General features: G+C 53.4%; 24 protein-coding genes. 11 read left to right on the forward strand and 13 right to left on the reverse strand.

The window, feature by feature from the left end; genetic code table 11:
* Window positions 1-56 precede the first annotated feature (56 nt).
* Window positions 57-1073, reverse strand: a complete 1017-nt coding sequence (locus tag DW56_RS07845; RefSeq protein WP_024554002.1) for a recombinase family protein — start codon at window positions 1071-1073, stop codon at window positions 57-59.
* A gap of 11 nt (window positions 1074-1084) precedes the next feature.
* Here DW56_RS07845 and rlmI point away from each other — a divergent pair, with 11 nt between their 5' ends.
* Both rlmI and hspQ read left to right on the forward strand, forming a co-directional pair.
* Window positions 1085-2314, forward strand: coding sequence for a 23S rRNA (cytosine(1962)-C(5))-methyltransferase RlmI (gene rlmI, locus DW56_RS07850; protein ID WP_051179278.1), 1230 nt, complete (start codon window positions 1085-1087; stop codon window positions 2312-2314).
* Between the two features lie 60 nt (window positions 2315-2374).
* On the forward strand, window positions 2375-2692 hold the full coding sequence (gene hspQ, locus DW56_RS07855) for a heat shock protein HspQ (protein ID WP_024554000.1): 318 nt from the start codon (window positions 2375-2377) through the stop codon (window positions 2690-2692).
* Window positions 2693-2721: 29 nt separating this feature from the next.
* Here the strand turns inward: hspQ and DW56_RS07860 are convergent, their stop codons facing one another.
* Complete coding sequence (locus DW56_RS07860) at window positions 2722-3135, reverse strand: CoA-binding protein (protein WP_024553999.1); 414 nt, start codon at window positions 3133-3135, stop codon at window positions 2722-2724.
* Between the two features lie 179 nt (window positions 3136-3314).
* On the opposite strand from DW56_RS07860, the gene csgI reads away from it, so the two are divergent.
* Both csgI and mgsA read left to right on the forward strand, forming a co-directional pair.
* Window positions 3315-3980: a curli synthesis inhibitor gene (csgI, locus tag DW56_RS07865; RefSeq protein WP_024553998.1), complete on the forward strand. Its 666-nt coding sequence runs from the start codon at window positions 3315-3317 to the stop codon at window positions 3978-3980.
* A gap of 93 nt (window positions 3981-4073) precedes the next feature.
* Window positions 4074-4532 (forward strand): methylglyoxal synthase, encoded by a 459-nt coding sequence (gene mgsA / locus DW56_RS07870; protein ID WP_024553997.1) that lies wholly within the window; start codon window positions 4074-4076, stop codon window positions 4530-4532.
* Between the two features lies 1 nt (window position 4533).
* On the opposite strand, the gene helD is transcribed toward mgsA, so the two are convergent.
* On the reverse strand, window positions 4534-6588 hold the full coding sequence (helD, locus tag DW56_RS07875) for a DNA helicase IV (RefSeq protein ID WP_024553996.1): 2055 nt from the start codon (window positions 6586-6588) through the stop codon (window positions 4534-4536).
* Between the two features lie 124 nt (window positions 6589-6712).
* Here helD and DW56_RS07880 point away from each other — a divergent pair, with 124 nt between their 5' ends.
* Window positions 6713-7165 carry a YccF domain-containing protein gene (locus DW56_RS07880; RefSeq protein WP_024553995.1) on the forward strand — a complete coding sequence of 151 codons (453 nt, stop codon included), beginning with the start codon at window positions 6713-6715 and terminating at the stop codon, window positions 7163-7165.
* Between the two features lie 13 nt (window positions 7166-7178).
* Window positions 7179-9308: a YccS family putative transporter gene (gene yccS, locus DW56_RS07885; protein WP_024553994.1), complete on the forward strand. Its 2130-nt coding sequence runs from the start codon at window positions 7179-7181 to the stop codon at window positions 9306-9308.
* Here yccS and DW56_RS07890 read toward each other — a convergent pair.
* Window positions 9299-9913 carry a TfoX/Sxy family DNA transformation protein gene (locus tag DW56_RS07890; protein WP_024553993.1) on the reverse strand — a complete coding sequence of 205 codons (615 nt, stop codon included), beginning with the start codon at window positions 9911-9913 and terminating at the stop codon, window positions 9299-9301. The genes yccS and DW56_RS07890 overlap by 10 nt on opposite strands.
* Before the next feature lie 219 nt (window positions 9914-10132).
* On the opposite strand from DW56_RS07890, the gene sulA reads away from it, so the two are divergent.
* Window positions 10133-10642 carry an SOS-induced cell division inhibitor SulA gene (sulA, locus tag DW56_RS07895; protein WP_024553992.1) on the forward strand — a complete coding sequence of 170 codons (510 nt, stop codon included), beginning with the start codon at window positions 10133-10135 and terminating at the stop codon, window positions 10640-10642.
* A gap of 351 nt (window positions 10643-10993) precedes the next feature.
* Entirely contained in the window at window positions 10994-12049 is a 1056-nt protein-coding gene (ompA, locus tag DW56_RS07900) for a porin OmpA (RefSeq protein ID WP_049294335.1), read from the forward strand.
* Window positions 12050-12114: 65 nt separating this feature from the next.
* Here ompA and matP read toward each other — a convergent pair whose 3' ends face one another.
* The gene (gene matP, locus DW56_RS07905; RefSeq protein ID WP_024553990.1) at window positions 12115-12573 is read right to left on the reverse strand and encodes a macrodomain Ter protein MatP; all 459 of its coding nucleotides are present in this window, start codon (window positions 12571-12573) and stop codon (window positions 12115-12117) included.
* A 181-nt stretch (window positions 12574-12754) separates the two neighbouring features.
* Here matP and DW56_RS07910 point away from each other — a divergent pair, with 181 nt between their 5' ends.
* Both DW56_RS07910 and fabA read left to right on the forward strand, forming a co-directional pair.
* The gene (locus tag DW56_RS07910) at window positions 12755-14515 is read left to right on the forward strand and encodes an AAA family ATPase (protein ID WP_024553989.1); all 1761 of its coding nucleotides are present in this window, start codon (window positions 12755-12757) and stop codon (window positions 14513-14515) included.
* Between the two features lie 68 nt (window positions 14516-14583).
* Window positions 14584-15102, forward strand: coding sequence for a bifunctional 3-hydroxydecanoyl-ACP dehydratase/trans-2-decenoyl-ACP isomerase (fabA, locus tag DW56_RS07915; RefSeq protein WP_024553988.1), 519 nt, complete (start codon window positions 14584-14586; stop codon window positions 15100-15102).
* Window positions 15103-15161: 59 nt separating this feature from the next.
* Here the strand turns inward: fabA and rmf are convergent, their stop codons facing one another.
* The 6 genes from rmf to rlmKL form a co-directional block, all read right to left on the reverse strand.
* Window positions 15162-15329, reverse strand: coding sequence for a ribosome modulation factor (gene rmf, locus DW56_RS21490; RefSeq protein ID WP_049294256.1), 168 nt, complete (start codon window positions 15327-15329; stop codon window positions 15162-15164).
* 254 nt (window positions 15330-15583) lie between these two features.
* Complete coding sequence (gene pqiC, locus DW56_RS07920; RefSeq protein ID WP_024553987.1) at window positions 15584-16147, reverse strand: membrane integrity-associated transporter subunit PqiC; 564 nt, start codon at window positions 16145-16147, stop codon at window positions 15584-15586.
* Window positions 16144-17784 (reverse strand): intermembrane transport protein PqiB, encoded by a 1641-nt coding sequence (gene pqiB, locus DW56_RS07925; protein WP_024553986.1) that lies wholly within the window; start codon window positions 17782-17784, stop codon window positions 16144-16146. Before pqiB ends, pqiC begins: the two co-directional genes overlap by 4 nt.
* Window positions 17771-19045 (reverse strand): membrane integrity-associated transporter subunit PqiA, encoded by a 1275-nt coding sequence (gene pqiA / locus DW56_RS07930; protein ID WP_024553985.1) that lies wholly within the window; start codon window positions 19043-19045, stop codon window positions 17771-17773. The genes pqiB and pqiA overlap by 14 nt, the downstream gene beginning before the upstream one ends.
* Window positions 19046-19059: 14 nt before the next feature.
* Complete coding sequence (locus DW56_RS07935; protein ID WP_024553984.1) at window positions 19060-20967, reverse strand: ABC transporter ATP-binding protein; 1908 nt, start codon at window positions 20965-20967, stop codon at window positions 19060-19062.
* Window positions 20968-20973: 6 nt separating this feature from the next.
* Window positions 20974-23091, reverse strand: a complete 2118-nt coding sequence (gene rlmKL / locus DW56_RS07940; RefSeq protein WP_024553983.1) for a bifunctional 23S rRNA (guanine(2069)-N(7))-methyltransferase RlmK/23S rRNA (guanine(2445)-N(2))-methyltransferase RlmL — start codon at window positions 23089-23091, stop codon at window positions 20974-20976.
* A 99-nt stretch (window positions 23092-23190) separates the two neighbouring features.
* On the opposite strand from rlmKL, the gene DW56_RS07945 reads away from it, so the two are divergent.
* Window positions 23191-24300 (forward strand): YcbX family protein, encoded by a 1110-nt coding sequence (locus DW56_RS07945; RefSeq protein ID WP_024553982.1) that lies wholly within the window; start codon window positions 23191-23193, stop codon window positions 24298-24300.
* Here the strand turns inward: DW56_RS07945 and zapC are convergent.
* Window positions 24297-24839, reverse strand: coding sequence for a cell division protein ZapC (gene zapC / locus DW56_RS07950; protein WP_024553981.1), 543 nt, complete (start codon window positions 24837-24839; stop codon window positions 24297-24299). The two genes, DW56_RS07945 and zapC, sit on opposite strands and share 4 nt — an antisense overlap.
* Window positions 24840-25005: 166 nt before the next feature.
* Complete coding sequence (gene pyrD, locus DW56_RS07955; RefSeq protein ID WP_024553980.1) at window positions 25006-26016, reverse strand: quinone-dependent dihydroorotate dehydrogenase; 1011 nt, start codon at window positions 26014-26016, stop codon at window positions 25006-25008.
* Window positions 26017-26207: the final 191 nt, after the last annotated feature.

The following is a 26207-nucleotide window of genomic DNA, read 5'->3' on the forward strand; positions in this document are numbered from 1 at the left end:
GATGTCACCGACAGAATATGAAAACCAGTATTATCAACGGCTCGGAAGTGTCTAGATTATCCGTGGCGATTCAGGTAGCGGATTTTATCGTATTGGTAAAAGGCTACCATTGGCGCACCACATGCACATTTAAACCGCCTTATACCTGAAAGAAGTGGTATGTAATCGTTAGGCTCATTCGCCAGTTTCCGATTGATAACGCTTTGCAAACTGTAGTATTCGGTTTGAGATATAACTTGTGGGTAATAATCTTTTAGTATGTGTTCAACACCATCCACCCGGATTGATTTCTCACCCATAAGCGTTCTGGATTGAAGAAAATTACATACCAGCTTAGGAGACCACATATCTTTAAAGTGCTTCCGCTTCGCTGTGCCTTTAGGGGGAGTGTAGTTATCGTTGAGGTGTTTAGCTATACGCATGTAACCCCAACCTTTCAGCCGTAGTGAAACGATCAACCTCGCTATGGGGAAGTAATATTCATGCGCCTTTACAGTTCCATCTGAAACATCAGACCAAAAAACATTTGCCCCCGAGCTACGGATCGCAAATGGATACCCATTCTCTGCGCGTTCACCAGCTTGGAATTTGTCGATTTTTAATTGTGCTGCTGACTTCTGCCGTTGAGACTTGACTATGCTTTCTTGGTTTGCCCTGGAGAAAGTCATAATCGAAAGCATCAACTCCATCGGATTATCAGTCACGCTCGCTTTGTTGTAGATACGGTTATCCATACCGGTGTAGATAGTGATACCCAATTCAAGCAGTTCCATGAAGAGCCGTTGGGCTTTTAGTATTTCATCACGACTAATGCGATCTAAACTTTCAACTGTAAGCCACGAGTCGTTAGCAATCTCACCAGCTTTTACAGCTTCAATAAACGCACCCAAATTACCATGCTCAAGATGTTTTGATCTGAAAGCAGACAAACCAGCATCGATGATTTCAACAAGCTCTAAGCCATTCTCATGTGCTACCCTACGCGCCGTTTCTAATTGGCGCTGTAATGATGAGCCTTTTGCCTGCTTGTCACTCGACCAGCGTATGTAACTGTATAGCTTGCGTTTTTCCATGGGAGTACCTAATGAACACAGCACAAGAAAGTCAAAAAATAGATTTTACAAGGTTTCCCCGTTTAGTGTTAGCCAAAGGGCGCGAGAAATCTCTGTTGCGCCGCCACCCCTGGGTCTTTTCCGGCGCTGTGGCGCGTCTTGAAGGCAAAGCGTCAGCGGGTGAAACGGTCGATATCGTTGATCACCAGGGTAAATGGCTGGCGCGCGGCGCCTTGTCCCCTGCCTCGCAGATCCGCGCCCGCGTCTGGACGTTCGATCGCGAAGAAACGGTAGACATTGCTTTCTTTACCCGCCGCCTGCAACAGGCGCAGCAGTGGCGTGACTGGCTGGCTGAGCGCGATGGCCTCGACAGCTACCGTCTTATTGCCGGTGAATCGGATGGCATGCCGGGCGTGACTATCGATCGCTTCGGCAATTTCCTGGTGCTGCAATTGCTCTCCGCAGGCGCTGAATATCAGCGTCCGGCGCTGGTTTCCGCCTTGCAGGCGCTTTATCCGGACTGCTCTATTTATGATCGCTCCGATGTCGCCGTGCGTAAGAAAGAAGGCCTGGAGCTCGCGCAAGGCCCGGTAAGCGGCGACCTGCCGCCTGCCTTGCTGCCGATTGAAGAGCATGGCATGAAGCTGCTGGTGGACATTCAGAACGGTCATAAAACCGGTTATTACCTTGATCAGCGCGATAGCCGTTTCGCTACCCGCCGCTATGTAGCGCAGAAGCGCGTACTGAACTGCTTCTCTTATACCGGCGGCTTTGCGGTTTCTGCGCTGATGGGCGGGTGTAGTCAGGTTATTAGCGTGGATACCTCCCAGGATGCGCTGGATGTTGCCCGTCAGAATGTGGAGCTAAACGGGCTTGATCTCAGCAAAGCGGAGTTCCAGCGCGACGACGTTTTTAAACTGCTTCGCAAATACCGCGATGGGGGCGAGAAGTTCGACGTCATCGTTATGGACCCGCCGAAGTTTGTGGAGAACAAGAGCCAGCTGATGGGCGCATGCCGTGGGTATAAAGACATTAATATGCTGGCCATTCAGCTACTTAACCCTGGCGGCGTACTGTTGACTTTCTCCTGTTCGGGCCTGATGACCACCGATTTATTTCAGAAAATCATCGCCGACGCCGCAACAGATGCCGGTCGTGATGTACAATTTATAGAGCAGTTCCGTCAGGCCGCCGACCATCCTGTATTGGCGAGCTACCCGGAAGGGCTTTATCTGAAAGGGTTTGCCTGTCGCGTCATGTAACTTGAAAGAGAAAAAGTTGCCCGCATATCTGTGCGAAGTAACGTTTTCCGGGAGGGGACTATGATAGCCAGCAAATTCGGTATTGGTCAGCAGGTCCGTCATTCTCTGCTGGGTTATCTGGGGGTGGTCGTGGATATCGATCCCGAATACTCGCTTGATGAACCCACAGCGGATGAACTGGCCGTTAACGCCGATCTTCGCGCCGCCCCCTGGTACCATGTGGTAATGGAAGATGATGACGGCCAGCCCGTTCATACTTATCTTGCCGAAGCCCAGTTAAGCAGCGAACCGCAGGCTGAACATCCTGAGCAGCCTTCGCTGGATGAACTGGCGCGTACCATACGCCAGCAGCTTCAGGCGCCGCGACTGCGCAACTAAGTAAAAACCCGGCCAGGCCGGGTTTTTTGTTATTTAGATAATCCCAGCCGCGGGATTTCAATCGCCGGGCAACGATCCATCACCACATTCAACCCCGCGTCGCGCGCCAGCACCGCTGCCTGCTCATTGATAACGCCAAGCTGAAGCCAGAGCGTTTTCGCGCCTATGGCTATCGCCTCCTGCGCGACGCCCCACGCCGCCTCGGAGTTACGAAATACATCTACCATATCCACTTTTTCCGGAATTTCAGCAAGCGAGCCGTAGCCCTGCTGGCCGAGCAGCGTTTTGCCCGCAACCTTTGGCGATACCGGAATGACGTGGTAGCCCTGGTCGAGCAGATAGGCCATAACGCGGTAGCTTGGGCGATCGGGTTTATCGCTTGCGCCCACCAGCGCAATGGTCTGGGTGTTTTTCAAAATACCTGCAATATCAGCCTCTTTCATATATCTCTCCCCTCGGATAATAGACCAAGTGTATGCCAAAGACGCTGGTCTCTCCATCATTCCCATACGGATGCATGAGGGCTTTTTTGCCTCAGGCTGTATAGGTTAAGAAACGTTAATTTCGTAAAAATTTGACACAACTCAGACGACGAAGGCACTTATATGGACAGGGGTTAATCATGAGATTCAGCCTGATTGCGGCATTCCTTTTTACGGTGTGGATACCGGCTTCAGGCTATGCCACCACGCTTCACCTCTCAGGCGATGTGGACCTGCTGGTGATGGATGGCAAGAAAGTCTCAGGTTCGCTGTTGCGCGGCGCCGACAGTATCGAGCTGGACAACGGGCCGCATCAGCTGGTGTTTCGCCTGGAAAAAACGGTTCACACTGCCGCGCACGAGCAGCGGCTTTGGATCTCCCCGGCGCTGGTTGTCAGTTTTGATACCCGTGATGTAAGCCAGGTCAATTTCAGCCTGCCGCGCATTGAAACCGAGCGGGACAGCCAGCGTTTCGATACCGCGCCGCATCTGCAATTGCTGGATGGCTCGGCGAATGATATCCCGGTCAAAATAGATATTCTGCCGGTTACGGACTCCGCTAACGGGCTGAATTATGAACGCGACGTACGCCGCTATAATCGTGCCGGCAAAACCGCTTCTGTGCCGCGCTTCGTCTCGATGGTTGCGGACGACAGCGCGCTCCTTTCCGGTATATCAGAACTGGACGCCCCCGTTTCACACTCGCAGACATTGACCGAGCAAAGGCTTAAATACTGGTATCAGCAAGCAGACTCCACCACCCGTTCGCGCTTTATGGAATGGGCAAAACAGCAACCCTCTTCCTGACTTTCATTGCCTGCCGCGTTTTTTACTGCGCTTCGCTTGCAGCCTGGAGCGCTTTCAGTAAGCTGTAGCCAGGCTTATTTTCTGGAAACTGCTATGGAACTGACCACACGCACTATTGCCGCCGAGAAACATATCGCTCTGGTGGCGCACGATCACTGCAAGTCGACGTTAATGAAGTGGGTTGAGCAACATAAGGCTATTCTTGAACACCATACCCTTTATGCCACCGGTACGACGGGCAACCTTATTCAGCGCGCTACGGGGCTTGATGTCAATGCGATGTTGAGTGGCCCGATGGGCGGCGACCAGCAGGTGGGCGCCATGATTTCCGAAGGGAAGATCGACGTGCTGATTTTCTTCTGGGACCCGCTGAACGCCGTTCCCCACGACCCGGATGTTAAAGCGCTGCTGCGCCTGGCTACCGTATGGAATATTCCGGTGGCGACCAATGTCTCTACCGCCGATTTCATTATTCAGTCACCCGATTTTCGCAATAGCGTGGATATCCTGATTCCGGATTACGCACGCTATCTCGCGGAGCGCCTGAAATAGGTTACGGTTTTTTCGCAAGCGGTACGCCCAACTCGCTTAGCTCATCAACGAATACCGATGGCGCTTCTTTATCATAAAGCAGCCAGACGCGATGACGGGCACGGGTTAAGGCCACATAAAGCAGGCGCCGCTCTTCGGCATCGGGGTAATCTTCCGGCTGCGGCAATAGCGCCTGCTCCATTACTGATTCGCGCGCAGGCGCCGGGAACCCCTCCCGACCCTCCTGCAAGCCGAGAATAATGACATAATCAGCCTGCTGGCCTTTGCTCGCGTGAATGGTCATAAATTCAAGCGGCAGCTTAGGCCAGCGGGTTGCCGCCTTTTCCATCTCCGCCGGGCGCAAGTGATGATAGCGCGCCAGCACCAGAACCCGCTCGTTCGGTTTCACAAAGCCGCTGAGCTTATCCAGCAGTGGTTCCAGCATGGTTTGCGCCAGCAGCGTTACCGCTTTTTTATCGCCCGGCGTCAGGCTGTTTAACGGTTTCGCCAGCTGGTGCGGGTTTTGCTGAATAAAGCGGTTGGCGATTTCGCCAATGCGCTGGTTAAACCGGTAGGTTGTATCGAGCGCGCAATTATCCCCTTCGCCAAAATGATGCGTAAAAGAGGTGGTGAGCAGCAGTTCCGCGCCGCTGAAACGGTAGATAGCCTGCCAGTCATCGCCCACGGCAAACAGCGAGGCGGCGGAGTTTTGCCGGCGCAAAGCCGCCAGCAGCGCTGCGCGCTGCGGTGAAATATCCTGGAACTCATCCACCAGGATATGTTTCCAGGGGCTGATAAAACGCCCTTTTTCCAGCACGTTTATCGCCTGATGGATTAACCCGGAAAAATCAACCGCGCCTTCGGTCTTAAGCGCCGCTTTCCAGGCTTTGAGCAAAGGCGCCATCAGTTTTACGCGCTTTTGAAAACTATCCCGCACCGCTTCGGGCGCATCCGCAATCATTTCCGCCTGCGTACCGCCGTGCATGCGCATCAGCCCAAGCCAGCGGTCCAGCCGCCCTGCAAGCCGCTTCGCGAGCCGGTCATCGTGCCAGAAATCCCCTTCCGGCACCTCCCATTCCAGCTCCTCTTCAAGCCACATCCGCCAGCCTTTCGCCTGCGTTTTTTTTTGCTGGCACTGTTCGCGCCAGGCGTTGATCAGCAGCGCATGGCGTGCTTCAACATCGCTTTCAAGCTCACTGACCTTCGGCGCTTTCTTGCTGCCTTGCTCGATGATATGCAGCGCCAGCGCGTGGAAGGTACGTGCGCTTATCTCCTCCGTGTGCAGCCGCTCGCGGATACGAGCGTCCATTTCCTGTGCCGCTTTGCGCCCAAAGGCCAGCAGTAAAATCTGTTCGGGGAGCGCCTCGCCTCGCTTCATCAACCAGCCTGCCCGGGCGACCAGTACTGACGTTTTACCGCTGCCGGCGCCCGCCAGCACCAGCAGCGATGTTTCGCCATTGACGACGGCCCGCGCCTGTGACGGGTTAAGCGGCGCGCTTTCGACGCTGGCAAAAAAATCGGCATAACGCTCAAGCATTTTTTCAGTAAAGGCCTGGTTGTGCGAAAGCCTTGCGGCATCCATATCATTCAGCCATGCAAGACACTGTCGCCACAGTTCGCGGCAGTTATCAAACTCCTCCAGGCGAACCAGCGGCAGAGGCAAGGCGCTAAACGCATGACGGATTCGTTGCTGCACGCCCTCCACTTCTTTACGCCGCAGCCATTTATCTTCGTTTGTCTGAGCAGCGATGCGTGAGAGTTCGCTCTGAAGCACATTTGCCGCGACTTCGCTCATCTCTGCGCTCCACTGCTGCCATAGCGTTTGCAGATGGTGATAGAAGCGCTGCGTTTCTCCCCACTCCGTACCGTGCAAACGCACCACTTTGTTATCCGGCAAGACGAATTCCAGTTCGCCCCAGACCAGGCCGCGTTTACAGTTGATCGCTAAAAGCTGGTTAAACGGCAGCACGTATTCATGACGATCGCCGGAGACTTTGACCCCTGACGAGAGGATTTCCACCCGATCGTAGGGGTGCTGAGCGAGACGTTTTCCCAGAGAGGTTGCTTTCAGTTCCATGTGGCTGCCAGAGAGACTTTTAATATGCATGCAGTTTACCCTCCATGGATATGACGCTCCAGACCCAAAACGCGTTACAATTGCTGTGGTTATTGATTCTTTTCGGCGCGCACAAAGAGGTTATATGCGTACTGTTCTTAATATCTTAAATTTCGTGTTGGGTGGTTTTCTGACTACGCTCTCCTGGCTGCTGGCTACATTGGTCAGCATGGTGCTGATTATTACGCTGCCGCTTACGCGCTCCTGTTGGGAAATTACTAAGCTTTCTCTGGTGCCTTATGGCAACGAAGCGGTGCACGTTGATGAGCTTAACCCCGGGAGTAAAAACGCCGTGCTGAATGCGGGCGGTACGCTGCTCAATATCATCTGGCTTGTGCTCTTTGGCTGGTGGCTCTGCCTGCTGCATATCACCACAGGCATTGCGCAATGCCTCACGCTTATTGGCATCCCGGTAGGCATCGCGAATTTTAAAATCGCCGCCATTGCGCTCTGGCCGGTTGGTCGACGTGTCGTTTCAGTTGAAATGGCTCAGGCGGCCCGCGAAGCTAACGCCAGCCGCCGTTTTGAATCGAAGTAAGGATCGATAGCTCATGCTAAACCCCCTGCTTCGCCGCTATGTCTGGAATAGCGCATGGCTTCATAACGTGCGCATTTTTATCGCCCTTAGCGGTACGGCGGCTCTGCCCTGGTGGCTGGGCGAAGTTAAGCTGACCATTCCGCTGACCCTTGGGGTGGTTGCCGCGGCGCTTACCGATCTCGACGACCGGCTGACGGGACGGCTGCGCAACTTAATCATTACGTTAATTAGCTTTTTTATCGCTTCCGCGTCGGTGGAATTGCTTTTTCCCTGGCCCTGGCTTTTTGCGCTCGGGCTTACTCTTTCCACCAGCGGCTTTATTCTGCTTGGCGGGCTTGGGCAACGCTATGCGACTATCGCGTTTGGCGCACTGCTCATCGCCATCTATACCATGCTCGGCGTTTCGCTATATGAGCACTGGTATCAACAACCCTTGCTGCTGCTGGCGGGCGCTGTCTGGTATAACCTGCTGACGCTGGCAGGCCATCTTATTTTCCCCATTCGCCCTTTGCAGGACAACCTGGCGCGCTGCTACGAACAACTGGCGCACTATCTGGATATCAAATCCCGTTTTTTTGACCCTGATATTGAAAATGAAAGTCAGGTGCCAATGCTTGAACTCGCCATGGCGAACAGCCAGCTTGTGGGCACCCTGAACCAGACAAAAGCTTCGCTGCTTACCCGTTTGCGAGGCGACAGGGGCCAGCGCGGCACGCGACGCACGCTGCACTACTATTTTGCCGCGCAGGATATTCACGAACGGGCCAGTTCATCTCATATCCAGTATCAGGCGCTGCGGGATAAATTTCGCTACAGCGATATTATGTTCCGCTTTCAGCGCTTGCTCTCTTTGCAATCAAGGGCGTGCCAGCAACTGGCGCAATCGATATTGTTGCGCACGCGCTATCAGCATGACGCTCGCTTCGAGCGCGCGTTTACCCATATCGAAGCGGCGCTGGATCGCGCCCGGGCTTCAGGGGCTTCGGTCAATGAAATGAAAGCGCTGGGTTATCTTATTACTAACCTGAAGGCGATTGATGCGCAGCTTGCATCCATTGAATCGGAACAGTGGCTGGAAACGACGCGAAGCGAGCATGAAAACCGGCTGGCGGATGACAGCCTGCATGGATTCAGCGATATGCGCGAGCGGTTAAGCCGTAATTTGACGCCCGAGTCCGCGCTGTTTCGACATGCCGTACGTATGTCTGCCGTATTGTGCGTAGGCTACGCTTTTATTCAGCTGACAGGGTTACATCACGGTTACTGGATCCTGCTTACCAGCCTGTTTGTCTGTCAGCCAAACTATAATGCTACCCGCCACCGCCTCACCTTACGCGTTGTCGGCACGCTTATTGGCGTCGCGTTGGGGCTACCCATACTCTATTTTGTTCCCTCGCTCGAAGGGCAACTCATTTTAATCGTGGTGACGGGCGTTTTGTTTTTTGTTTTTCGCACCGTTCAGTACGCTCATGCCACGATGTTTATTACTTTGCTGGTATTGCTCTGCTTCAACCTGCTCGGCGAGGGCTTTGTGGTGGCGCTGCCGCGTATTGTGGATACGCTTATCGGCTGCGCTATCGCATGGGCTGCCGTCACTTTTATCTGGCCTGACTGGCGGTTCCGTCGGCTTCATCGGGTGCTGGCGCGCGCGCTTGATGCCAACTGCCGCTATCTGGATGCCATCCTTGAGCAATATCATCAGGGGCGTGATAACCGTCTGGAATATCGAATCGCGCGTCGGGACGCGCATAACCGCGATGCAGAGTTAGCTTCCGTGGTTTCTAATATGTCGAGTGAGCCAAAAGCGACGCCAGAACTGCGCGATGCCGCGTTCCGTTTACTTTGTCTTAATCATACTTTTACGAGTTATATCTCAGCGCTGGGCGCGCACCGTGAAAAGCTGGAGCGGGCCGAGATATTAACGCTGCTTGATGATGCGGTTTGCTACGTAGATGATGCGCTGCATCACCAGCCAGCCGATGAAGTGAAGGTACAGCACTCGCTTAACGGACTGGCGCAGCGCATTACTCAAATTGAACCCCGTCCCGACAGTAAAGAGCCGCTGGTATTACAACAAATCGGTCTGCTTATTTCTTTATTGCCGGAAATAAGCCGTCTACAGCGACAGATCCCTCAGGAGTGAAGCGGTTTCGTGTAGCGTTGAAACCATTCATTAAGTTCCCGGCGAATCTCCGCCGGGAGCGCCGCTTCATGCGTCTCCGTTAACGCGCCCTCAAGCGCATAAAGTATTTTTAACCCAAGATTTTTATTAATCTGACGCAGCTTCAACCAGCTCTCTTTGGCGCCGAATGCGCGCAGCGTTTCGATATTTTTTATGCCTGCCTCCCATAACAGCGTCTCCATCTGCACAGTGAGATTGGGTAAATCTTTTAAGCGCTTCTCCGCTTCCCTCTGCTGACGCTCATGCTGCGCGCCTGCCAGCGAAAGCCATGCTTGCTTACGCAACTCGACAGGATTATTCCAGAGCGTTTCTTCTACGAGATAATAATTCAGGGCTATCGAACGGCCCCGACGGGCGAACATCAGCTGTTCAGCCTGTTCCATCCAGCTTTGCGCCGGGCAAAGCTCATTCATCCTGAGGTAAAAACCGCTGTTAGCCACCATGCCGAACATCACTTTGTCAATCGATAGCCCATAGCCGCCAAACAGGGTCCGGCTACGAACTTGCCCCAGGGATGAAAGGGTATTTTGTACCCTGATGATGGTGTCTCTTGATGTTTTAATCATATTTATTCCTTTCACATTCAATGACTAACGAAAGTAAATCCCTCTTAGCCCTTCCGTTAACTGGAACATATGCAACTTATTTCTCTTCGGCAATCCTAAAGTCGCGATTGCATCGGTTTACTTAGCAAATTGCGAGGCGCTTTCAGAAATTTTGGTTGATCTTTGGGCTCGTCAGCAGTACTGTATATGCATACAGTAACCTGCGGAGCGGGATCTTTTATGCACTTTTCTCAACATCAACATCGCACAGAAAATGGTCGCCAAAAGGCTGCTAAAACGGCAAACGTAATGGCAGACGTAGAAATGAAAGGGTTGATTAGTGAAGTGATGTATCGAGAGGATCAACCGTGGATGACACAACTGGTGTTGCTGCCGTTGCTTCAGCAACTTGGACAGCAATCGCGCTGGCAGCTTTGGCTAACGCCGCAACAACGTTTAAGTCGTCAATGGGTGCAGGCTTCCGGTTTGCCGCTGACGAAAGTCATGCAAGTAAGCCAGATGGATCCCCAGTTAACGATCAGTTCAATGATTCGCGCGCTGGAAACCGGGAACTACAGCGTGGTTATAGGTTGGTTATCACGGGATCTCAGCGAAGAAGAATATCGCCGTTTAACAGACGCGGCGGAGAAAGGGAATGCAATGGGATTTTTAATGCGCCCTATTCTTAAAACTCACGAGGGTGCGGGACCGCGCTCAGGGTTAAAGATTCACTCAAATTTGTATCATTAAGTTAATTTAAGACTAATCTTAGCATCAGTTTTTGCCCCGCCAGCAGGCCTTGCCAGGCCATTAGTATGAAGCGTATTTAGTGGGCTAATCGGCTTTTAGTCGTGTTTTCAACGGCTAATTATCCTCCGAAAATGTTAAAAAATGTGTTAGCAAGCGCTTTTTTTCATGGGCCTGACGGAGTTCACACTTGTAAGTTTTCAACTACGTTGTAGACTTTACCTCGCCAGGGTTGCTCTCATAAACCGAAAATATCGGTAGAGTTACATATTGAGCAATAACCCCGGTGAAGGATTTAACCGTGAACTTTTTGTACTGTTCATGGCCTTTTTGGATGATAACGAGGCGCAAAAAATGAAAAAGACAGCTATCGCGATTGCAGTGGCACTGGCTGGCTTCGCTACCGTAGCGCAGGCCGCACCGAAAGATAATACCTGGTACGCAGGTGGTAAACTGGGTTGGTCTCAGTTCCACGATACCGGTTGGTATAACAGCTCCCTGAACAACGACGGCCCGACTCATGAGAGCCAGCTCGGTGCAGGCGCATTCGGTGGTTACCAGGTTAACCCGTACGTTGGTTTCGAAATGGGTTACGACTGGCTGGGCCGTATGCCGTACAAAGGCGACACCATCAACGGCGCATTCAAAGCTCAGGGCGTACAGCTGACCGCGAAACTGGGTTACCCAGTAGCTGACGATCTGGACGTGTACACCCGTCTGGGCGGCATGGTATGGCGCGCTGACTCCAGCAACAACATTGCTGGCGACGACCACGACACCGGCGTTTCTCCGGTCTTCGCTGGCGGCGTAGAGTGGGCAATGACCCGCGACATCGCTACCCGTCTGGAATACCAGTGGGTTAACAACATCGGCGACGGTAACACCGTAGGCGTTCGTCCGGACAACGGCATGCTGAGCTTAGGTGTTTCCTACCGTTTCGGTCAGCAGGAAGATGCTGCGCCGGTAGTTGCTCCGGCTCCGGCTCCGGCTCCGGAAGTACAGACCAAGCACTTCACCCTGAAGTCTGACGTTCTGTTCAACTTCAACAAAGCTACCCTGAAACCGGAAGGCCAGCAGGCACTGGATCAGCTGTACACCCAGCTGAGCAACCTGGATCCGAAAGACGGTTCTGTAGTGGTTCTGGGCTTCACCGACCGTATCGGTTCTGACGCTTACAACCAGGGTCTGTCTGAGAAACGTGCACAGTCTGTTGTTGATTACCTGATCTCCAAAGGTATCCCGTCCAACAAGATCTCCGCACGTGGTATGGGCGAATCCAACCCGGTTACCGGCAACACCTGTGACAACGTGAAAGCTCGCGCAGCGCTGATCGACTGCCTGGCGCCGGATCGTCGCGTTGAAATCGAAGTTAAAGGTATCAAAGACGTTGTAACTCAGCCGCAGGCTTAAGTTACCCGTTAAAAAAACCCCGCTCCGGCGGGGTTTTTTATTGTCTGCGTTTTACGTGCTGCTGTTTAGTCGGGTTTCTTTCCTAACAACGCCTGGAGATCCTGTTTAAGATTAGACATCTGGCTCTCATATTTCTCTTTGCGTTCCGCATCTTCAATCAACTGCACAATCGTCTCAGAAAGCGTATTCCCGCGTCGCTGCGCCAGTCCCGCCAGACGTTGCCAGACCATAAACTCAAGGTCGATTGATTTTTTACGCGTGTGCTGATGCTCCGCATTAAAGTGACGCTTTCGGCGTGCGCGAATGGTTTGCTTCATACGGTTTAGCAAGGCCGGATTAATATGTTCTTCTATCCAGCCAAGCACACGTACCGGGTCGTTTTCCATCGCCAGTAAAAGATTTACCGCTTCTCTGGCGGCGCTGGCTTCCTGATAGCGAGTAATCAGCTCCCCTTCCCGGTGCTTTTTGACCAGGTATTTCCATTTCCAGCCGCTTTCGAGATTTTCGAGTTGTTGATATTTCATTGCGATCTCAGGGTGACCGTGTAACTTGTTTCAGGATAACAGTTTTTCTTCGTTTCGCTGAAATGAATTACTCTGGCGTGAACCAGCCGTTGTTTAAGGAACCAACATAGGGTATTAACCGTGTGCAGTCGAAGCCATTACGGTATAATCGCGCTTTTGCCATTAACCAAAAAAGTAAACTTTGACCATAAATCGACTGACATGGCGCGCGCTGGTCCCTGATACCGAACAATATCAGTCACTGTTTGCGCAGCCTTTATCCGACACGGAAAATACACTGGAATTCGATGCCTTACAGTCTCGTCTCTGTTATGGCCTGTCGCAACTCTGCCATCCTCGCCCTGTTTCTTCATATATGCTGGTTAAAGCGCCGGAAGAGCCTGATTATCTTAAGATAATTGCCGCTGCCGCTCACCAGCATTTTCCTGCGCCGGACCAACAATTTGGCGGCCATTATCAGATTGATGGCAACAAAATCACTTTTCAGCCTACAGACAGCCCGGCGGGTAATTTTAGCGCTGCTGGCGAAGTCGTTATTGCTGACTGGGTTGAAAGCGAGCAATTGTTTGGTTGTGTTCGCCACTTCAACGGCGAGGTAAGTCTCGAACCAGGGCTTGTTCACAAGGCGAACGGCGGCATCCTGGTTATTTCCATTAAAACTTTGCTGCTGCAACCTCTGCTCTGGCTGCGTCTTAAGCAGATCGTTGCGAACTCGCGTTTCGACTGGTTATCACCGGATGAAACGCGGCCGCTTCCCGTTTCAGTACCTTCGCTGCCATTGCAGTTGAAAGTTATCCTGGTGGGCGAACGTGATTCGCTGGCCGATTTTCAGGAGATGGAACCGGAGCTTGCCTCTCTTGCCGTCTACAGCGAGTTTGAAGAGAATCTTCAAATCGTCGATGAAGAGAGCATGGAGAACTGGTGTAAGTGGGTTCGCAGCATCGCGTTTGAGGCCTCGCTTCCTTCTCCTGCTCCAGATGCCTGGGAAGTGCTTATTCGGGAAGCGGTCCGCTACACAGGCGACCAGGAAACCTTGCCCCTCTGCCCGCTGTGGCTGACCCGGCAGTTAAAAGAGGTTGCTCCTTACTGTGAAGATAACGCTTTCACAGGCGAAGAAATGGCGGCAATGCTTGAGCAGCGCGCCTGGCGTGAAGGCTTCCTGCCTGAACGCATGCAGGATGAAATCCTGCTTGAGCAGATTCTGGTAGAAACGGAAGGCGAACGTATCGGGCAGATTAACGCACTTTCGGTTATCGAATTCCCGGGTCACCCTCGTGCTTTTGGTGAACCTTCGCGTATCAGCTGCGTAGTGCATATCGGTGACGGCGAGTTTACGGATGTTGAGCGTAAAGCGGAGCTGGGCGGAAATATTCATGCCAAGGGCATGATGATCATGCAGGCTTTTTTAATGGCTGAACTGCAACTTGACCAGCAAATGCCATTTTCAGCCTCTCTGACCTTCGAACAGTCCTACAATGAAGTGGATGGCGACAGCGCTTCAATGGCTGAACTTTGCGCGTTGATAAGCGCGCTTGCGGATGTGCCTCTTTATCAGCATATAGCCATTACAAGCTCGGTGGATCAATTTGGTCGCGCGCAGCCTGTAGGCGGGCTTAATGAAAAAATTGAGGGGTTCTTCACCCTTTGCCAGCAGCGTGGGCTGACAGGCAAACAAGGCGTAATTATTCCGCTCGCCAACGTGCGTCATCTGTGCCTTAACAGCGAGGTACTTGAAGCAGTGAAAAACGAGCAATTCTCGCTGTGGGCCATTGATGACGTTACCGATGCTTTGCCATTGCTGACTACCCTGCCCTGGGATGGTGAAGGTAAGACAACGTTAATACAGGCGATTCAGGAGCGGATTGCGCAGGCTACACAGCAGGAAGCGCGTCACCGTTTTCCGTGGCCGTTGCGCTGGTTAGGCTGGTTTGGCCGTAACTGATCGGACTTGTTCAGCGTACACTTGTTAGCTAACCTGCGTCCCTCACTAAAATAAGGCTGATTTAAAACATGGTAGACAAACGCGAATCCTATACGAAAGAAGATCTTCTTGCCTCTGGTCGCGGTGAACTGTTTGGCGCAAAAGGCCCGCAGTTACCGGCACCGAATATGCTGATGATGGACCGCGTGGTCAAAATGACCGAAACCGGCGGCAACTATGACAAAGGTTATGTTGAAGCGGAACTCGATATCAATCCCGATATGTGGTTCTTCGGCTGCCATTTTATCGGCGATCCGGTAATGCCGGGCTGCCTGGGTCTGGATGCAATGTGGCAACTGGTTGGCTTCTATCTGGGCTGGCTTGGCGGCGAAGGCAAAGGCCGCGCGCTGGGCGTAGGCGAAGTGAAATTCACCGGTCAGGTACTGCCTACGGCTAAAAAGGTGACCTACCGTATTCACTTCAAACGCGTAGTAAATCGTCGTCTGGTCATGGGCATTGCCGATGGCGAAGTGCTGGTTGATGGGCATCTGATCTACAACGCAACCGATCTTAAAGTGGGTCTGTTCCAGGACACCTCTGCATTCTAATCCCTCATAACGATGAAACCTCCGCGCTGCGGAGGTTTCTTCCTTCTAAAGAGACAGGATCAGGCAATTACAGCCCTGTCCTCCATGGCTTCTCGCCAGCCTCCCAGCCAATGAGACTTTTGATTCAAAGCCTGATAAGGACACATTTCTTTTGATCGTCCGGTCATACCGGCCTGATAACCGCGTTGATGAGCCCGTTCCAGGCGATCTCTTTTTTGTCTCTTCATGCCTCGTTTCCCTCATTTTTCAGTCTGGTGGAAAGAAAACAGTGATTACAAAATGTGCAACCACCCTTTACCAATACCTGCAAAAGCATGAGACGTCAACGCGCAAAATTCACGCCAATGTCATATTTGTGACTTGGTAGAAAAAGGCTTTGTACAAAGCCAGACGGAATGTTCAGATATCTTATTCTAAGCAAAAGAAAAGCCGCTACCGGATAAGAAATCGCAGTGGCGGCTTACAACAATATTAAATCTTCTTATGGTAGTGAAGCCACTTCCCGGGCAATACTTTGTGCTGCCTGCTGCCAGCCTGCGCCCAGCGTTTTAACCATTGCGTCATAACCATCCTGCTGCTGCTTCAGCTCAATATGGAATGGCCGCTTAATGAGTTGCCCCTGATGATTAAGCAACCATTCGCCACTGACAATGACTCGTCCATCGTAGCGCCCGTGAAAGCCTGTCACGTTGACGTTAAGCGTATCCTGCTGGCTGCCGAGCGGCTGCGCCGAGACAACCCAACCCGGCAATTGCCCGGTCAGGTTAGTAACAAGCGTTGAACGAAGTTGCTGATCAAGCGGGCTGGCCCAGAGATTACTGTTAGCAATGTTATATTGCACATCGGTCGTCTGATAAGCCACACCGTTACCCGCCAGATAATCCGGCACGGCGACCTGTTCGACCCACAACAGACGCGTACTGTCCGTCGCCGCGCGCTGCGTCACATTTTGCGTCGCAGCGGGGATCTGGTACCAGATGGTCTCATCAGTGCTGCTGCAAGCGCTTAGCGCTGCCGCCATAATTAACGGGAGCCACTTTCTCATTCTTTTGCCCTCTTCGGCTGCGGATCTTTTTTATTCTTCGCTTCAAATACCAGCGCGTTGCTCTTCTCATTAAGCGTTCGCAGAACCGGCTGCAACTCGCGCAGCACCTGATCCAGCCGTTGCATATCCGCGACCATCTTGTTATAGGCGGCGGAACCAGGCTGGAAGCCCTGCATACTGCGGTTAAGTTCGCGCAGCGTACGTTGAAAATCTGCCGGCAGCTGTTGGGTGGATTCGCTGGCAGTCAGCTTGTTGAGATTATCAAGCGTGGCCTGCAAGCGGCGCATCGTACGCTGGCTTTCGTTCAGCGTATTGGTCGCCTGTTCAATCATAGGGTTAAGCGGCAAATTGTTTATTTTATCCAGCGTATCCATCAGCCGCTGTTGGATTTGCGCCAGCCCGCCGCTCACGGTCGGAATAATCAGGTAATTGTTATAGGTCGGCATTTTGGTCACAGGCGGCGCTTTGGGATAGAAATCCAAATCGATGTAAAGCTGGCCGGTAACCAGATTGCCGGTTTTCAGCGAGGCGCGCAGGCCGTTTTTCACCACGTCCTGCAAATGGTCGCCAATTTCCGGATTTTCACCAAACTGGTTCGCTAACCGTTCCGGCTCGATACGTATCAGTACCGGAATGCGGTAATCATTTCTGACGGCTTGCTTCATACCTGGCGCAAAATAAGGCACCTGAGCGACAGTGCCCAGCCGGATGCCACGAAATTCCACCGGCGCGCCCGCCTGCAACCCACGAATACTGTCATTAAAGAACAACAGATAATCGAGATGCTCGGTATAAAGGGATTCCTGAATGCTGCGCTGGTCGTCAAACAGCTTAAACTCAGATTTTTCAGCCACAGTCTGACCAGGCTCCCACCCTTCCGGCACGTCAAAGCTAACGCCGCCGCCGAATAAGGTCGTAAGAGAGCCCATTTCCACACGCATGCCGGAAGCGCTAAGGTCGACGGCAATGCCGCTGTCTTTCCAGAAGCGAACATTACTGGTGACCAGCCGGTCATTCGGCGCATTGATAAAGAGCTGATAGCTGATGGCGCGCTTTTGCGGATCGAAGGTGCTGGTTTCTACCGAGCCCACACGATAGCCGCGGAACAGTACCGGATCGCCCGGCGTTAGCTGCCCGGCTTTGTCGCTGTCCAGAATAACGCGTATCCCTTTCGCGTCCGGCGGCGCCAGCGGCGGCGAATCCAGCAGGTTATAGCTGTCAGGCTGCGGCCCCTTTGTGCCCGGCTGCAATTCTATATAGGCGCCTGAAAGCAGCGTGTTTAACCCGCTGATGCCCTCGCGCCCTACCTGAGGCTTTACAACCCAGAAGACGGAGTCTTTGTGGAGCAGCTTTTCCATATCGGGGTTGAGCCGCGCTTTGATTTCCACATGATGAAGATCGTCGGTCAGCACGGCGCTTTCCACCATGCCGACGTCTACGCTGCGGCTTTTAATCGCCGTTTTACCGCCTTCGATGCCTTCCGCATTGGTAGTGATAAGCGTGACCACCGGCCCCTGATGGCTGTAGTGATAAAAAAGGATCCAGGCGCCGATAAGCGCCGTAATGATAGGGAATATCCAGACCGGCGACCAGTTTTTCACCTTCTGCACTTTGGCTTCCCCGCTAGTTTTTTCCATGTTCCGAAGACTCCTCATGGTTTACATCTGGTTCGCGATCCCAGGAAAGACGCGGATCGAACGTCATGGCAGCAATCATCGTGATGATAACCACCATGGCGAACAGTACCGCGCCCCAGGCAGGATAGATATTCATTAACGCCCCCATGCGCACCAGCGCAGAGAGAACAGCAATGACAAATACGTCTATCATCGACCAGCGGCCAACAAATTCGACGACTTCATATATCAGATGCATTCTTTCGCTGTCTCGCCGCTTGCCGTGTCCTTTAGCATCCCAACACAGCCAGGCGATAGCGATCATTTTTAAGGTAGGCACCATAATACTGGCGATAAAGATAACCAGAGCGACAGGATAGGAACCATCGCTCCAGAGCAAAATCACGCCCGCCATAATGGTTGACGGCATTTCATCGCCCAGCAGGCTGGTTATCATGATTGGCAGTAAGTTGGCAGGTAAATAAAGCAAAATGGCGGTCACCAGTAACGCCATTGTCCATTGCAGGCTGTTTTTACGACGCACATGCCCCACTGCGCGGCATCGCGGGCAAACTTTCTGCTCTGCGGGAAGAATAGCTGTGCAGCAAGGGCAAGAGCGCAGCCCCTGGCGGATGCCGGTAACGCCAACGTGGAATGCCCGTTCAATGCGTGGCGCCGGGGCTATATCATCCCAAAGCCATCGACGGTCGACGCACTGGAAGGCGCGCAGTTGCAGCAGGCAAAAGAAACACCAGGCGGGGAAGCTAACGCCTACGCCAATATCGCCGTAGGCCATAAGCTTAACGAAGCTGACCAGAACGCCCGCAAGGAAAATTTCCGCCATGCCCCAGCTTTTCAAATCAAAGAAAATGCGCGCTATGCCGCGTTTGACAGCCGCAGGCAGCGGCACGCGATTGACCAGCAGAAGGATAGCAATCAGGCAAAACGCCGGAACGCACTGTACGAACAATAAAAAGAAAGTCCCAAGGCTTGCGTAATCTTCTGAAAACATTACGCCCGGGATTTCCAGCAAGTGTACCTCGCTGGTCACCCCCGCGACTTTCATATTGACGAACGGAAACAGGTTAGCGAGCAGCAGCATGAAGAGCGCCACCACAGCATAGGCCGACGGACGCTGCCTCGGCTCATCCCATTGCGTGGTAAGCGTTGTGCCGCAACGAGGACAAGCGGCTTTGCGTCCGCTTCCCAACGCCGGGATCTTTACCATGAGATCGCACTGGGGACAGAGCATATGCTCTGAGGCGTGATGGTGCTCATGCATGCCGGGTTCCTTATTTACTCGCCATTTTTCAAAGACTCAAGGTATTCCCAGCGTTCAAAAGCCTCTTCCAGCGCTTTTTCCGCCGCGGCCAGTTCCGCCAGCACGCGCTGAGTGACATCGTGCGGTTGGTTGAAAAAGGAGGCGTCGCTGACCTGTGTTTGCAGCGCTTCCATTTCAGCCTCAAGCTTTTCCAGTAGCTCAGGCAGCTGTTCCAGCTCACGCTGTAGGTTATAGCTTAGTTTGTTAGCGGTACGTTTGACAGTTTCCGGCTTTGCCGCAGGCGCGGACGTGGTTTTTTTCGGCGCCGAATCACGCATTGCATGGCTTGCAGCCTGCTGGCCGCGCGCGTCATGATAACCGCCCACATACTGGCCGATGCGGCCTTCGCCTTCAAAAATCCAGCACTCAGTCACCGTATTATCCACAAACTGGCGATCGTGGCTTACCAGCAGTACGGTGCCCTGGTAGCTGTCGATAAGTTCTTCCAGCAGCTCAAGCGTTTCCACGTCGAGGTCGTTGGTCGGTTCATCGAGAATCAACAGGTTGCTGGGCTTAAGGAACAGGCGCGCCAGCAGCAGGCGGTTGCGCTCGCCGCCAGACAGCGCGCGCACCGGCGTCATGGCGCGTTTAGGATGAAACAGGAAGTCCTGCAAATAGCCCAGAACATGGCGTGGTTTGCCATTAACCATGACTTCCTGTTTGCCTTCGGCCAGGTTATCCATCACCGTTTTTTCCGGATCCAGCTCTGCGCGATGCTGGTCGAAATAGGCCACTTCAAGCTTAGTGCCGACATGCACGCGGCCGCTGTCGGCTTTCAACTGGCCGAGCATAAGCTTCAGCAGGGTGGTTTTGCCGCAGCCGTTAGGGCCAATCAGCGCAATTTTATCGCTGCGCTGCACCTGGGCGCTGAAATCTTTCACCAGCACCCGGTCGGCGAGGCGATAGCTGACCTCTTCCAGTTCGAAAACAATTTTTCCGGAGCGGGTCGCTTCTTCCACCTGCATTTTCGCGCTGCCCATCACGTCGCGGCGCTCGCTGCGTTCGCGGCGCATCGCTTTCAGCGCCCGCACGCGGCCTTCGTTACGGGTTCGACGGGCTTTGATACCCTGACGGATCCAGACTTCTTCCTGTGCCAGCTTGCGGTCAAATTCTGCGTTTTGCAGATCTTCAACGCGTAATGCTTCTTCCTTAGCGACCAGATATTTATCGTAATCGCCAGGGTAAGAGACCAGCTTGCCGCGATCCAGATCGACAATGCGCGTCGCCATATTGCGAATAAAAGAGCGGTCGTGGGAAATAAAAACGATGCTGCCGGAGAAGGTTTTCAGGAAACTTTCCAGCCAGTCGATCGTTTCAATATCCAGATGGTTAGTCGGCTCGTCGAGCAGCAACACGCGCGGCCCGCTGACCAGCGCGCGGCCAAGCGCCGCTTTTCGCAACCAGCCGCCGGAAAGCGAGGCGAGCGGCGCATCGGCGTCCAGACCAAGCTGCGCCAGCACTTCGGTAATGCGGCTGTCGAGCTGCCACAGGCCATGGTGGTCCAGCATTTCCTGCACCTGCGCCAGTTCCGCCAGGTTTTTCTCGCTCGGATCGTCCATGACTTTATGAGAAAGATCATGGTAGCGCTTGAGGTATTCCGCCTGCTCTTCCACGCCTTCGGCGACGAAATCATAAACGCTGCCCGCGACGTCACGCGGCGGATCCTGTTGCAGGCGGGCCACAATCAGATCCTGTTCATAGATGATTCGGCCGTCATCCAGCGGCACTTCGCGATTAATGATTTTCATCAGGGTCGATTTGCCGGCCCCGTTGCGTCCGACCAGGCAGACGCGTTCGTTTTCCTCGATATGCAGTTCAGCGTTATCGAGAAGCGGCGCATCGCTGAAGGAGAGCCAGGCGCCATGCATACTGATTAAAGACATACTTCGTTATTCCTTACCGGCGTGAGTGACCAGCCAGCAATTGTGAATGTGACGGTTACGGGCAAAATCCTGCGACTGGGTCTTCTGCGTAATTTCTTGCGCCTTCAGACCTAATGCCGCCAGGCCTTCATGATCCATGCGAAAGCCGCGCTTATTGTTGGAGAACATAATGGTGCCGCCCTGCCTTAACATCCGCTTGAGATCCTTCATCAACAGCAGATGGTCGCGCTGCACGTCAAAAGCGTCATCCATACGTTTTGAGTTTGAAAAGGTCGGCGGATCGATGAAAATCAGATCGAACTGTTCGTCCGCCTCGCGCAGCCAACCCAGACAATCTGCCTGAATAAGCCGGTGCGCCCGTCCGCTTAACCCGTTAAGACGCAGGTTGCGCTCCGCCCACTCCAGATAAGTACGGGACATATCTACCGTCGTCGTTGAGCGCGCGCCGCCGAGCCCTGCATGTACGCTGGCGCTGCCGGTATAGGAGAAGAGGTTCAGGAAATCTTTGCCCTTGCTCATCTGGCCCAGCATGCGGCGGGCGATACGGTGGTCGAGGAAAAGTCCGGTATCCAGATAGTCCGTCAGGTTCACCCACAGACGCGCGTTATATTCACGCACTTCCATAAATTCGCCTTTCTCCGCCATTTTCTGATACTGACTTTTCCCTTTCTGACGTTCGCGGGTTTTTAACACCAGTTTATTAGGCGGCAGCCCTAATACGGAAATGGTCGCGGCGATAACGTCAAACAGACGCTGGCGCGCTTTGGCCGGATCGATGGTTTTCGGCGGCGCATATTCCTGGATGACCACCCAGTCCGCATAGCGATCTACCGCCACGTTATAGTCCGGCAGGTCGGCATCATAAATGCGATAGCATTCAATCCCCTCCTGCTTTGCCCATTTATCCAGCTTTTTAAGATTTTTGCGCAGGCGGTTAGCGTAATCGTCAGCCAGTTGCGCAGGTTCGGCGCCCGCCGCGGTTTCCGCCAGTTGATAGTTTTTCTGCACGCAATCGAGCGGACCGTTTTTGGCTTTAAACTGACGGTCAGCGCGCAATTGCAGGCAGCTTAACAGTTCCGGCGAGGCGCTGAAGAGCGAAAGCTTCCAGCCGCCGAACTGGCTTTTCATGGTGCGTCCGAGCAGGCTGTGCAGGGCAATCAGCGCCGGTTCGCTCTCAAGGCGCTCGCCATAAGGCGGGTTGCTGATAACCGTTCCGTGCGGCCCTTCCGGCTGCGGATTTTTTAACTGCGCAACGTCCTGCACAGAGAAAGAGATAAGGTCGGCAAGCCCTGCGTGGCGGGCGTTAGTACGCGCGCGCTCAATGACGCGCGGATCGTTGTCTGAACCATAGAAACGAGAAGCGTATTCGCTAAGGCCGCGGCGCGCGCGCACCTGCGCTTCGGTTTTAACCGCTTTCCAGACATTCTCGTCATGCTGCGCCCAGCCGGAAAAACCCCAGCGGGTGCGATGCAGGCCAGGCGCGCGATCGGTCGCCATCATCGCCGCTTCAATCAGCAACGTACCGGAGCCGCACATGGGATCCAGCAGCGGCGTGCCCGCCTGCCAGCCGGAGCGCATAACGATAGCCGCCGCAAGGTTTTCTTTAATGGGCGCCTGGCCTGTGCGGTCGCGGTAGCCGCGCTGGTGTAGCCCTTCGCCGCTCAGGTCGATGGCGATGCTGGCGGTTTCTTTATTCAGCCAGACGTTAATGCGCAGATCGGGCGCCTCGCGATCGACCGTCGGGCGCGGCAGATTTTTACGGGTAAAAGCATCGACTACCGCATCCTTTACCTTCATCGCCCCATACTGGCTGTTGCGAATGGTGTCGTTCAGGCCGCTAAAATGAACGGCGAAAGTGGCATCCGGCGCCAGAAGCGCAGTCCAGTCGATGGCCTGCACGCCCAGGTAGAGATCTAAATCGCTGTAAACTTTGCATTCGCCGAGCGGCAACAAAATACGCGAAGCCAGGCGGCTCCACATCAGGCTCTGGTAGAGCAACGTGGTGTCGCCTTCAAAATGGACGCCACCCTGAACCACCTGACAGCTCCCGGCACCGAGGCTCTCCAGTTCAGTTTTTAACAGCTCTTCCAGACCGCGCGCCGTACTGGCAAACAAAGAATTCATATCGTCACTTCGTTAAAAAGAAAATTGTTGCGCATTATAGCTAATCCAACACGCATGTCATAAAGTTGCCCTTTTATTTGTTCAGGCATGGAGGGCGCAATGATTGCATTGTCACGGCTTTATATTCATCCGGTAAAATCGATGCGCGGCATTCAACTGTCGCATGCGCTGGCGGACGTCAGCGGTCTGGCGTTTGACCGTATTTTTATGGTGACCGAGACGGATGGCACCTTTATTACCGCACGCCAGCATCCACAAATGGTGTTGTTCACCCCCGCCATGCTGCATGACGGTCTCTGGCTCACCGCGCCGGACGGCAGTTCCGCAACCATCCGCTTCGCCGATTTTGCGCCAACCCCCTCGCCTACCGAAGTGTGGGGCAACCATTTTACTGCGCTTATCGCCCCTGCCGACGTTAACCGCTGGCTGAGCGGCTTTTTTGGCCGCGACGTTCAGCTGCGCTGGGTCGGACCGGAGCTGACTCGCCGGGTTAAACGTCATCAGGAAGTGCCGCTCTCCTTTGCCGATGGTTATCCTTTTCTGCTTACCAGTGAATCTTCGCTGCGCGACCTGCAAAAGCGCTGTAAAGCCAGCGTGGCCATGAACCAGTTTCGCCCGAATCTGGTGGTCAGCGGCGCTGAAGCCTGGGATGAAGACAGCTGGAAAGTCGTGCGTATCGGCAATGTGGTATTTGATGTCGCCAAGCCTTGCAGCCGCTGTATTTTCACCACCGTCAGCCCTGAACGCGGGCGAAAACATCCAACGGGCGAGCCGCTGGCAACATTGCAAACCTTCCGCACAGCCCAGGACAACGGCGACGTGGATTTCGGCCAGAATCTGATTGCCCGTAACAGTGGCATCGTACGTGCAGGCGACGAGATTGAGATCCTTGAGCGTAAACCGCCGAAGCTTTATGGCGCAGGCGACGTGGCGGAAAGCATCGCAACGGAAAGCGTTGCGCAAGGGGTAGTGGATATCGACTGGCAGGGACAGACTTTTCGCGGCAATAATCAGCAGATTTTACTGGAACAACTGGAGCAGCAAGGGATCCGCGTACCTTACTCTTGCCGGGCGGGGATTTGCGGCAGTTGCCGGATTACGCTTGTCGAAGGCGAAGTACAGCCGCTTAAACAAAATGCCATTCGTAACGACGGCACCATTCTGTGTTGCAGCTGCGTGCCACGGAGTTCGGTGAAACTTGCGGGTTAAACGGCCTGCTCAAGGCTGAAGCTTTCGGGCACCGCCTGGGGCTTCAGCCTGTCGTTCATTATCTTGATAGCGTCGCCAAGCTGCATTGCGCGTCCGGCAAGGTTCAGTGCCGGTTGCGCCAACAGGCAAAGCGTTGCGTTCTCGCCAGGCTCCACAACCAGCAGGCTTACCGGTTCAAACGTATCGCTTAGCCAGACGCAGGCGGCATCGCCGCTGCGGGGCGTTTCACTTTCGCCATGGGAGATGAAATGCCAGCTTTTCGGCATTTGCGGCTTGAGAAAACGAATAGCGACCAGCGCGTTAAGCACCAGCTCCGCGCGCTGTTCCGCACTGAGCGTCATGTCACGGCATTTTTCTTCAAACGAGAAATAGAGCGCGGCGTCATCCACACAAAACCCGGCGGGAGCGAAAGCGTCCGGCGTGAGCATTTTACGGGCGAAGCGTGAACGAAAGATCATGCCATTGGCCAGATCGAGCATCATCCGATCGTGCTCTTCATCAAAATACCAACGCCAGTTGTCGTCCGGCTTAATCCGCATAATTTGCCCCCAACCGCTTAAATGCCAACGAATATCTCTTTTTTTGCCGCTGCGTTTATTCTCTAAAAAAAGAAAATAGTACAAAAGTATAAATAAGCAACATCTGGCGGACTATAAAACAACCAGGGCTGAAAATAAAGCCCTGGTCGGTCTGAAACGGGAAGGATCAGAGGCAGGTAACAATCTCTTTAACCAGTGGCGGGCCTTTAAAAATAAAACCCGAATAAATCTGCACAAGCGAAGCGCCTGCCGCCATTTTCTCACGCGCGGCAATAACCGAATCAATGCCGCCAACGCCAATAATGGGCAGTTGGCCTTTTAATTCGAGACTCAGGCGGCGAATAATTTCTGTGCTTTTTAACTGCAACGGCCGCCCGCTTAATCCGCCGGTTTCATTGCAGTGTTTCATTCCCTGGACCAGGCTTCTGTCGAGCGTGGTATTGGTAGCAATAACCCCATCGATATTATGGCGAACCAGGCTGTCGGCGACCTGAATTAATTCTTCTTCAGACAAATCTGGCGCAATTTTTACCGCCACCGGCACATATTTATGATGTCGACTTTCGAGTTCACGCTGTTTTTCTTTGATTGCGGAAAGCAAATCATCCAGCGCCTCGCCATATTGCAGCGTGCGCAAACCAGGGGTATTCGGTGAAGAGATGTTGATCGCGATATAACCGGCATAGGGATAGACTTTATCCATGCAGATCAGATAGTCGTCTTTTCCCTGCTCCACCGGCGTATCTTTATTTTTACCGATATTAATGCCCAGCACGCCGTCGAAATGCGCCTTTTTGACATTCTCGACCAGGTTGTCCACGCCCAGGTTATTAAAGCCCATGCGATTGATTAACCCTTCCGCTTCCACCAGCCGAAAAATACGCGGCTTGTCGTTGCCTGGCTGCGCACGTGGCGTAACGGTGCCAATTTCAATCGATCCAAACCCCATCGCGCCGAATGCATCAATACATTCGCCATTTTTATCAAGCCCGGCGGCAAGGCCCAGCGGGTTTTTAAACGTTAACCCCATGCAGGTCACTGGCTTTGCAGGCACAGACTGACGCACCAGTTTTTCCAGCGGCGTGCCTGTTACGCGGCGAAGCTGTTGAAATGTAAATTCATGGGCGCGCTCAGGGTCGAGCTGGAAAAGGGCTTTACGAACGAAGGGGTAGTACATGAACTCTCCTGGATTCCCGGTGTGTAAACCGGGGCGGTATTATCCGCGATCCCTTTCGCAAAGGGAATTGACCTGCGGCAAAAAAGCGCGCCGGTAAGCAAACGTTTACCTTCATAGCGTTTCTTTATGCGTTTTTTGGCTTAGCGACGCCGAAAATTTTAGTTAGCGGCTTTAACGGGTTCTGCCACTAT

The organism is Franconibacter helveticus LMG 23732, assembly GCF_000463115.2.
Lineage (GTDB): Bacteria > Pseudomonadota > Gammaproteobacteria > Enterobacterales > Enterobacteriaceae > Franconibacter > Franconibacter helveticus.

What these genes read in the sequence shown, in the direction of transcription:
- DW56_RS07845 (WP_024554002.1), bottom strand. Translation starts at nt 1,073, where the DNA reads ATGGAAAAACGCAAGCTATACAGTTACATACGCTGGTCGAGTGACAAG.
- rlmI (WP_051179278.1), top strand. Translation starts at nt 1,085, where the DNA reads ATGAACACAGCACAAGAAAGTCAAAAAATAGATTTTACAAGGTTTCCC.
- hspQ (WP_024554000.1), top strand. Translation starts at nt 2,375, where the DNA reads ATGATAGCCAGCAAATTCGGTATTGGTCAGCAGGTCCGTCATTCTCTG.
- DW56_RS07860 (WP_024553999.1), bottom strand. Translation starts at nt 3,135, where the DNA reads ATGAAAGAGGCTGATATTGCAGGTATTTTGAAAAACACCCAGACCATT.
- csgI (WP_024553998.1), top strand. Translation starts at nt 3,315, where the DNA reads ATGAGATTCAGCCTGATTGCGGCATTCCTTTTTACGGTGTGGATACCG.
- mgsA (WP_024553997.1), top strand. Translation starts at nt 4,074, where the DNA reads ATGGAACTGACCACACGCACTATTGCCGCCGAGAAACATATCGCTCTG.
- helD (WP_024553996.1), bottom strand. Translation starts at nt 6,588, where the DNA reads ATGGAACTGAAAGCAACCTCTCTGGGAAAACGTCTCGCTCAGCACCCC.
- DW56_RS07880 (WP_024553995.1), top strand. Translation starts at nt 6,713, where the DNA reads ATGCGTACTGTTCTTAATATCTTAAATTTCGTGTTGGGTGGTTTTCTG.
- yccS (WP_024553994.1), top strand. Translation starts at nt 7,179, where the DNA reads ATGCTAAACCCCCTGCTTCGCCGCTATGTCTGGAATAGCGCATGGCTT.
- DW56_RS07890 (WP_024553993.1), bottom strand. Translation starts at nt 9,913, where the DNA reads ATGATTAAAACATCAAGAGACACCATCATCAGGGTACAAAATACCCTT.
- sulA (WP_024553992.1), top strand. Translation starts at nt 10,133, where the DNA reads ATGCACTTTTCTCAACATCAACATCGCACAGAAAATGGTCGCCAAAAG.
- ompA (WP_049294335.1), top strand. Translation starts at nt 10,994, where the DNA reads ATGAAAAAGACAGCTATCGCGATTGCAGTGGCACTGGCTGGCTTCGCT.
- matP (WP_024553990.1), bottom strand. Translation starts at nt 12,573, where the DNA reads ATGAAATATCAACAACTCGAAAATCTCGAAAGCGGCTGGAAATGGAAA.
- fabA (WP_024553988.1), top strand. Translation starts at nt 14,584, where the DNA reads ATGGTAGACAAACGCGAATCCTATACGAAAGAAGATCTTCTTGCCTCT.
- rmf (WP_049294256.1), bottom strand. Translation starts at nt 15,329, where the DNA reads ATGAAGAGACAAAAAAGAGATCGCCTGGAACGGGCTCATCAACGCGGT.
- pqiC (WP_024553987.1), bottom strand. Translation starts at nt 16,147, where the DNA reads ATGAGAAAGTGGCTCCCGTTAATTATGGCGGCAGCGCTAAGCGCTTGC.
- pqiB (WP_024553986.1), bottom strand. Translation starts at nt 17,784, where the DNA reads ATGGAAAAAACTAGCGGGGAAGCCAAAGTGCAGAAGGTGAAAAACTGG.
- pqiA (WP_024553985.1), bottom strand. Translation starts at nt 19,045, where the DNA reads ATGCATGAGCACCATCACGCCTCAGAGCATATGCTCTGTCCCCAGTGC.
- DW56_RS07935 (WP_024553984.1), bottom strand. Translation starts at nt 20,967, where the DNA reads ATGTCTTTAATCAGTATGCATGGCGCCTGGCTCTCCTTCAGCGATGCG.
- rlmKL (WP_024553983.1), bottom strand. Translation starts at nt 23,091, where the DNA reads ATGAATTCTTTGTTTGCCAGTACGGCGCGCGGTCTGGAAGAGCTGTTA.
- DW56_RS07945 (WP_024553982.1), top strand. Translation starts at nt 23,191, where the DNA reads ATGATTGCATTGTCACGGCTTTATATTCATCCGGTAAAATCGATGCGC.
- zapC (WP_024553981.1), bottom strand. Translation starts at nt 24,839, where the DNA reads ATGCGGATTAAGCCGGACGACAACTGGCGTTGGTATTTTGATGAAGAG.
- pyrD (WP_024553980.1), bottom strand. Translation starts at nt 26,016, where the DNA reads ATGTACTACCCCTTCGTTCGTAAAGCCCTTTTCCAGCTCGACCCTGAG.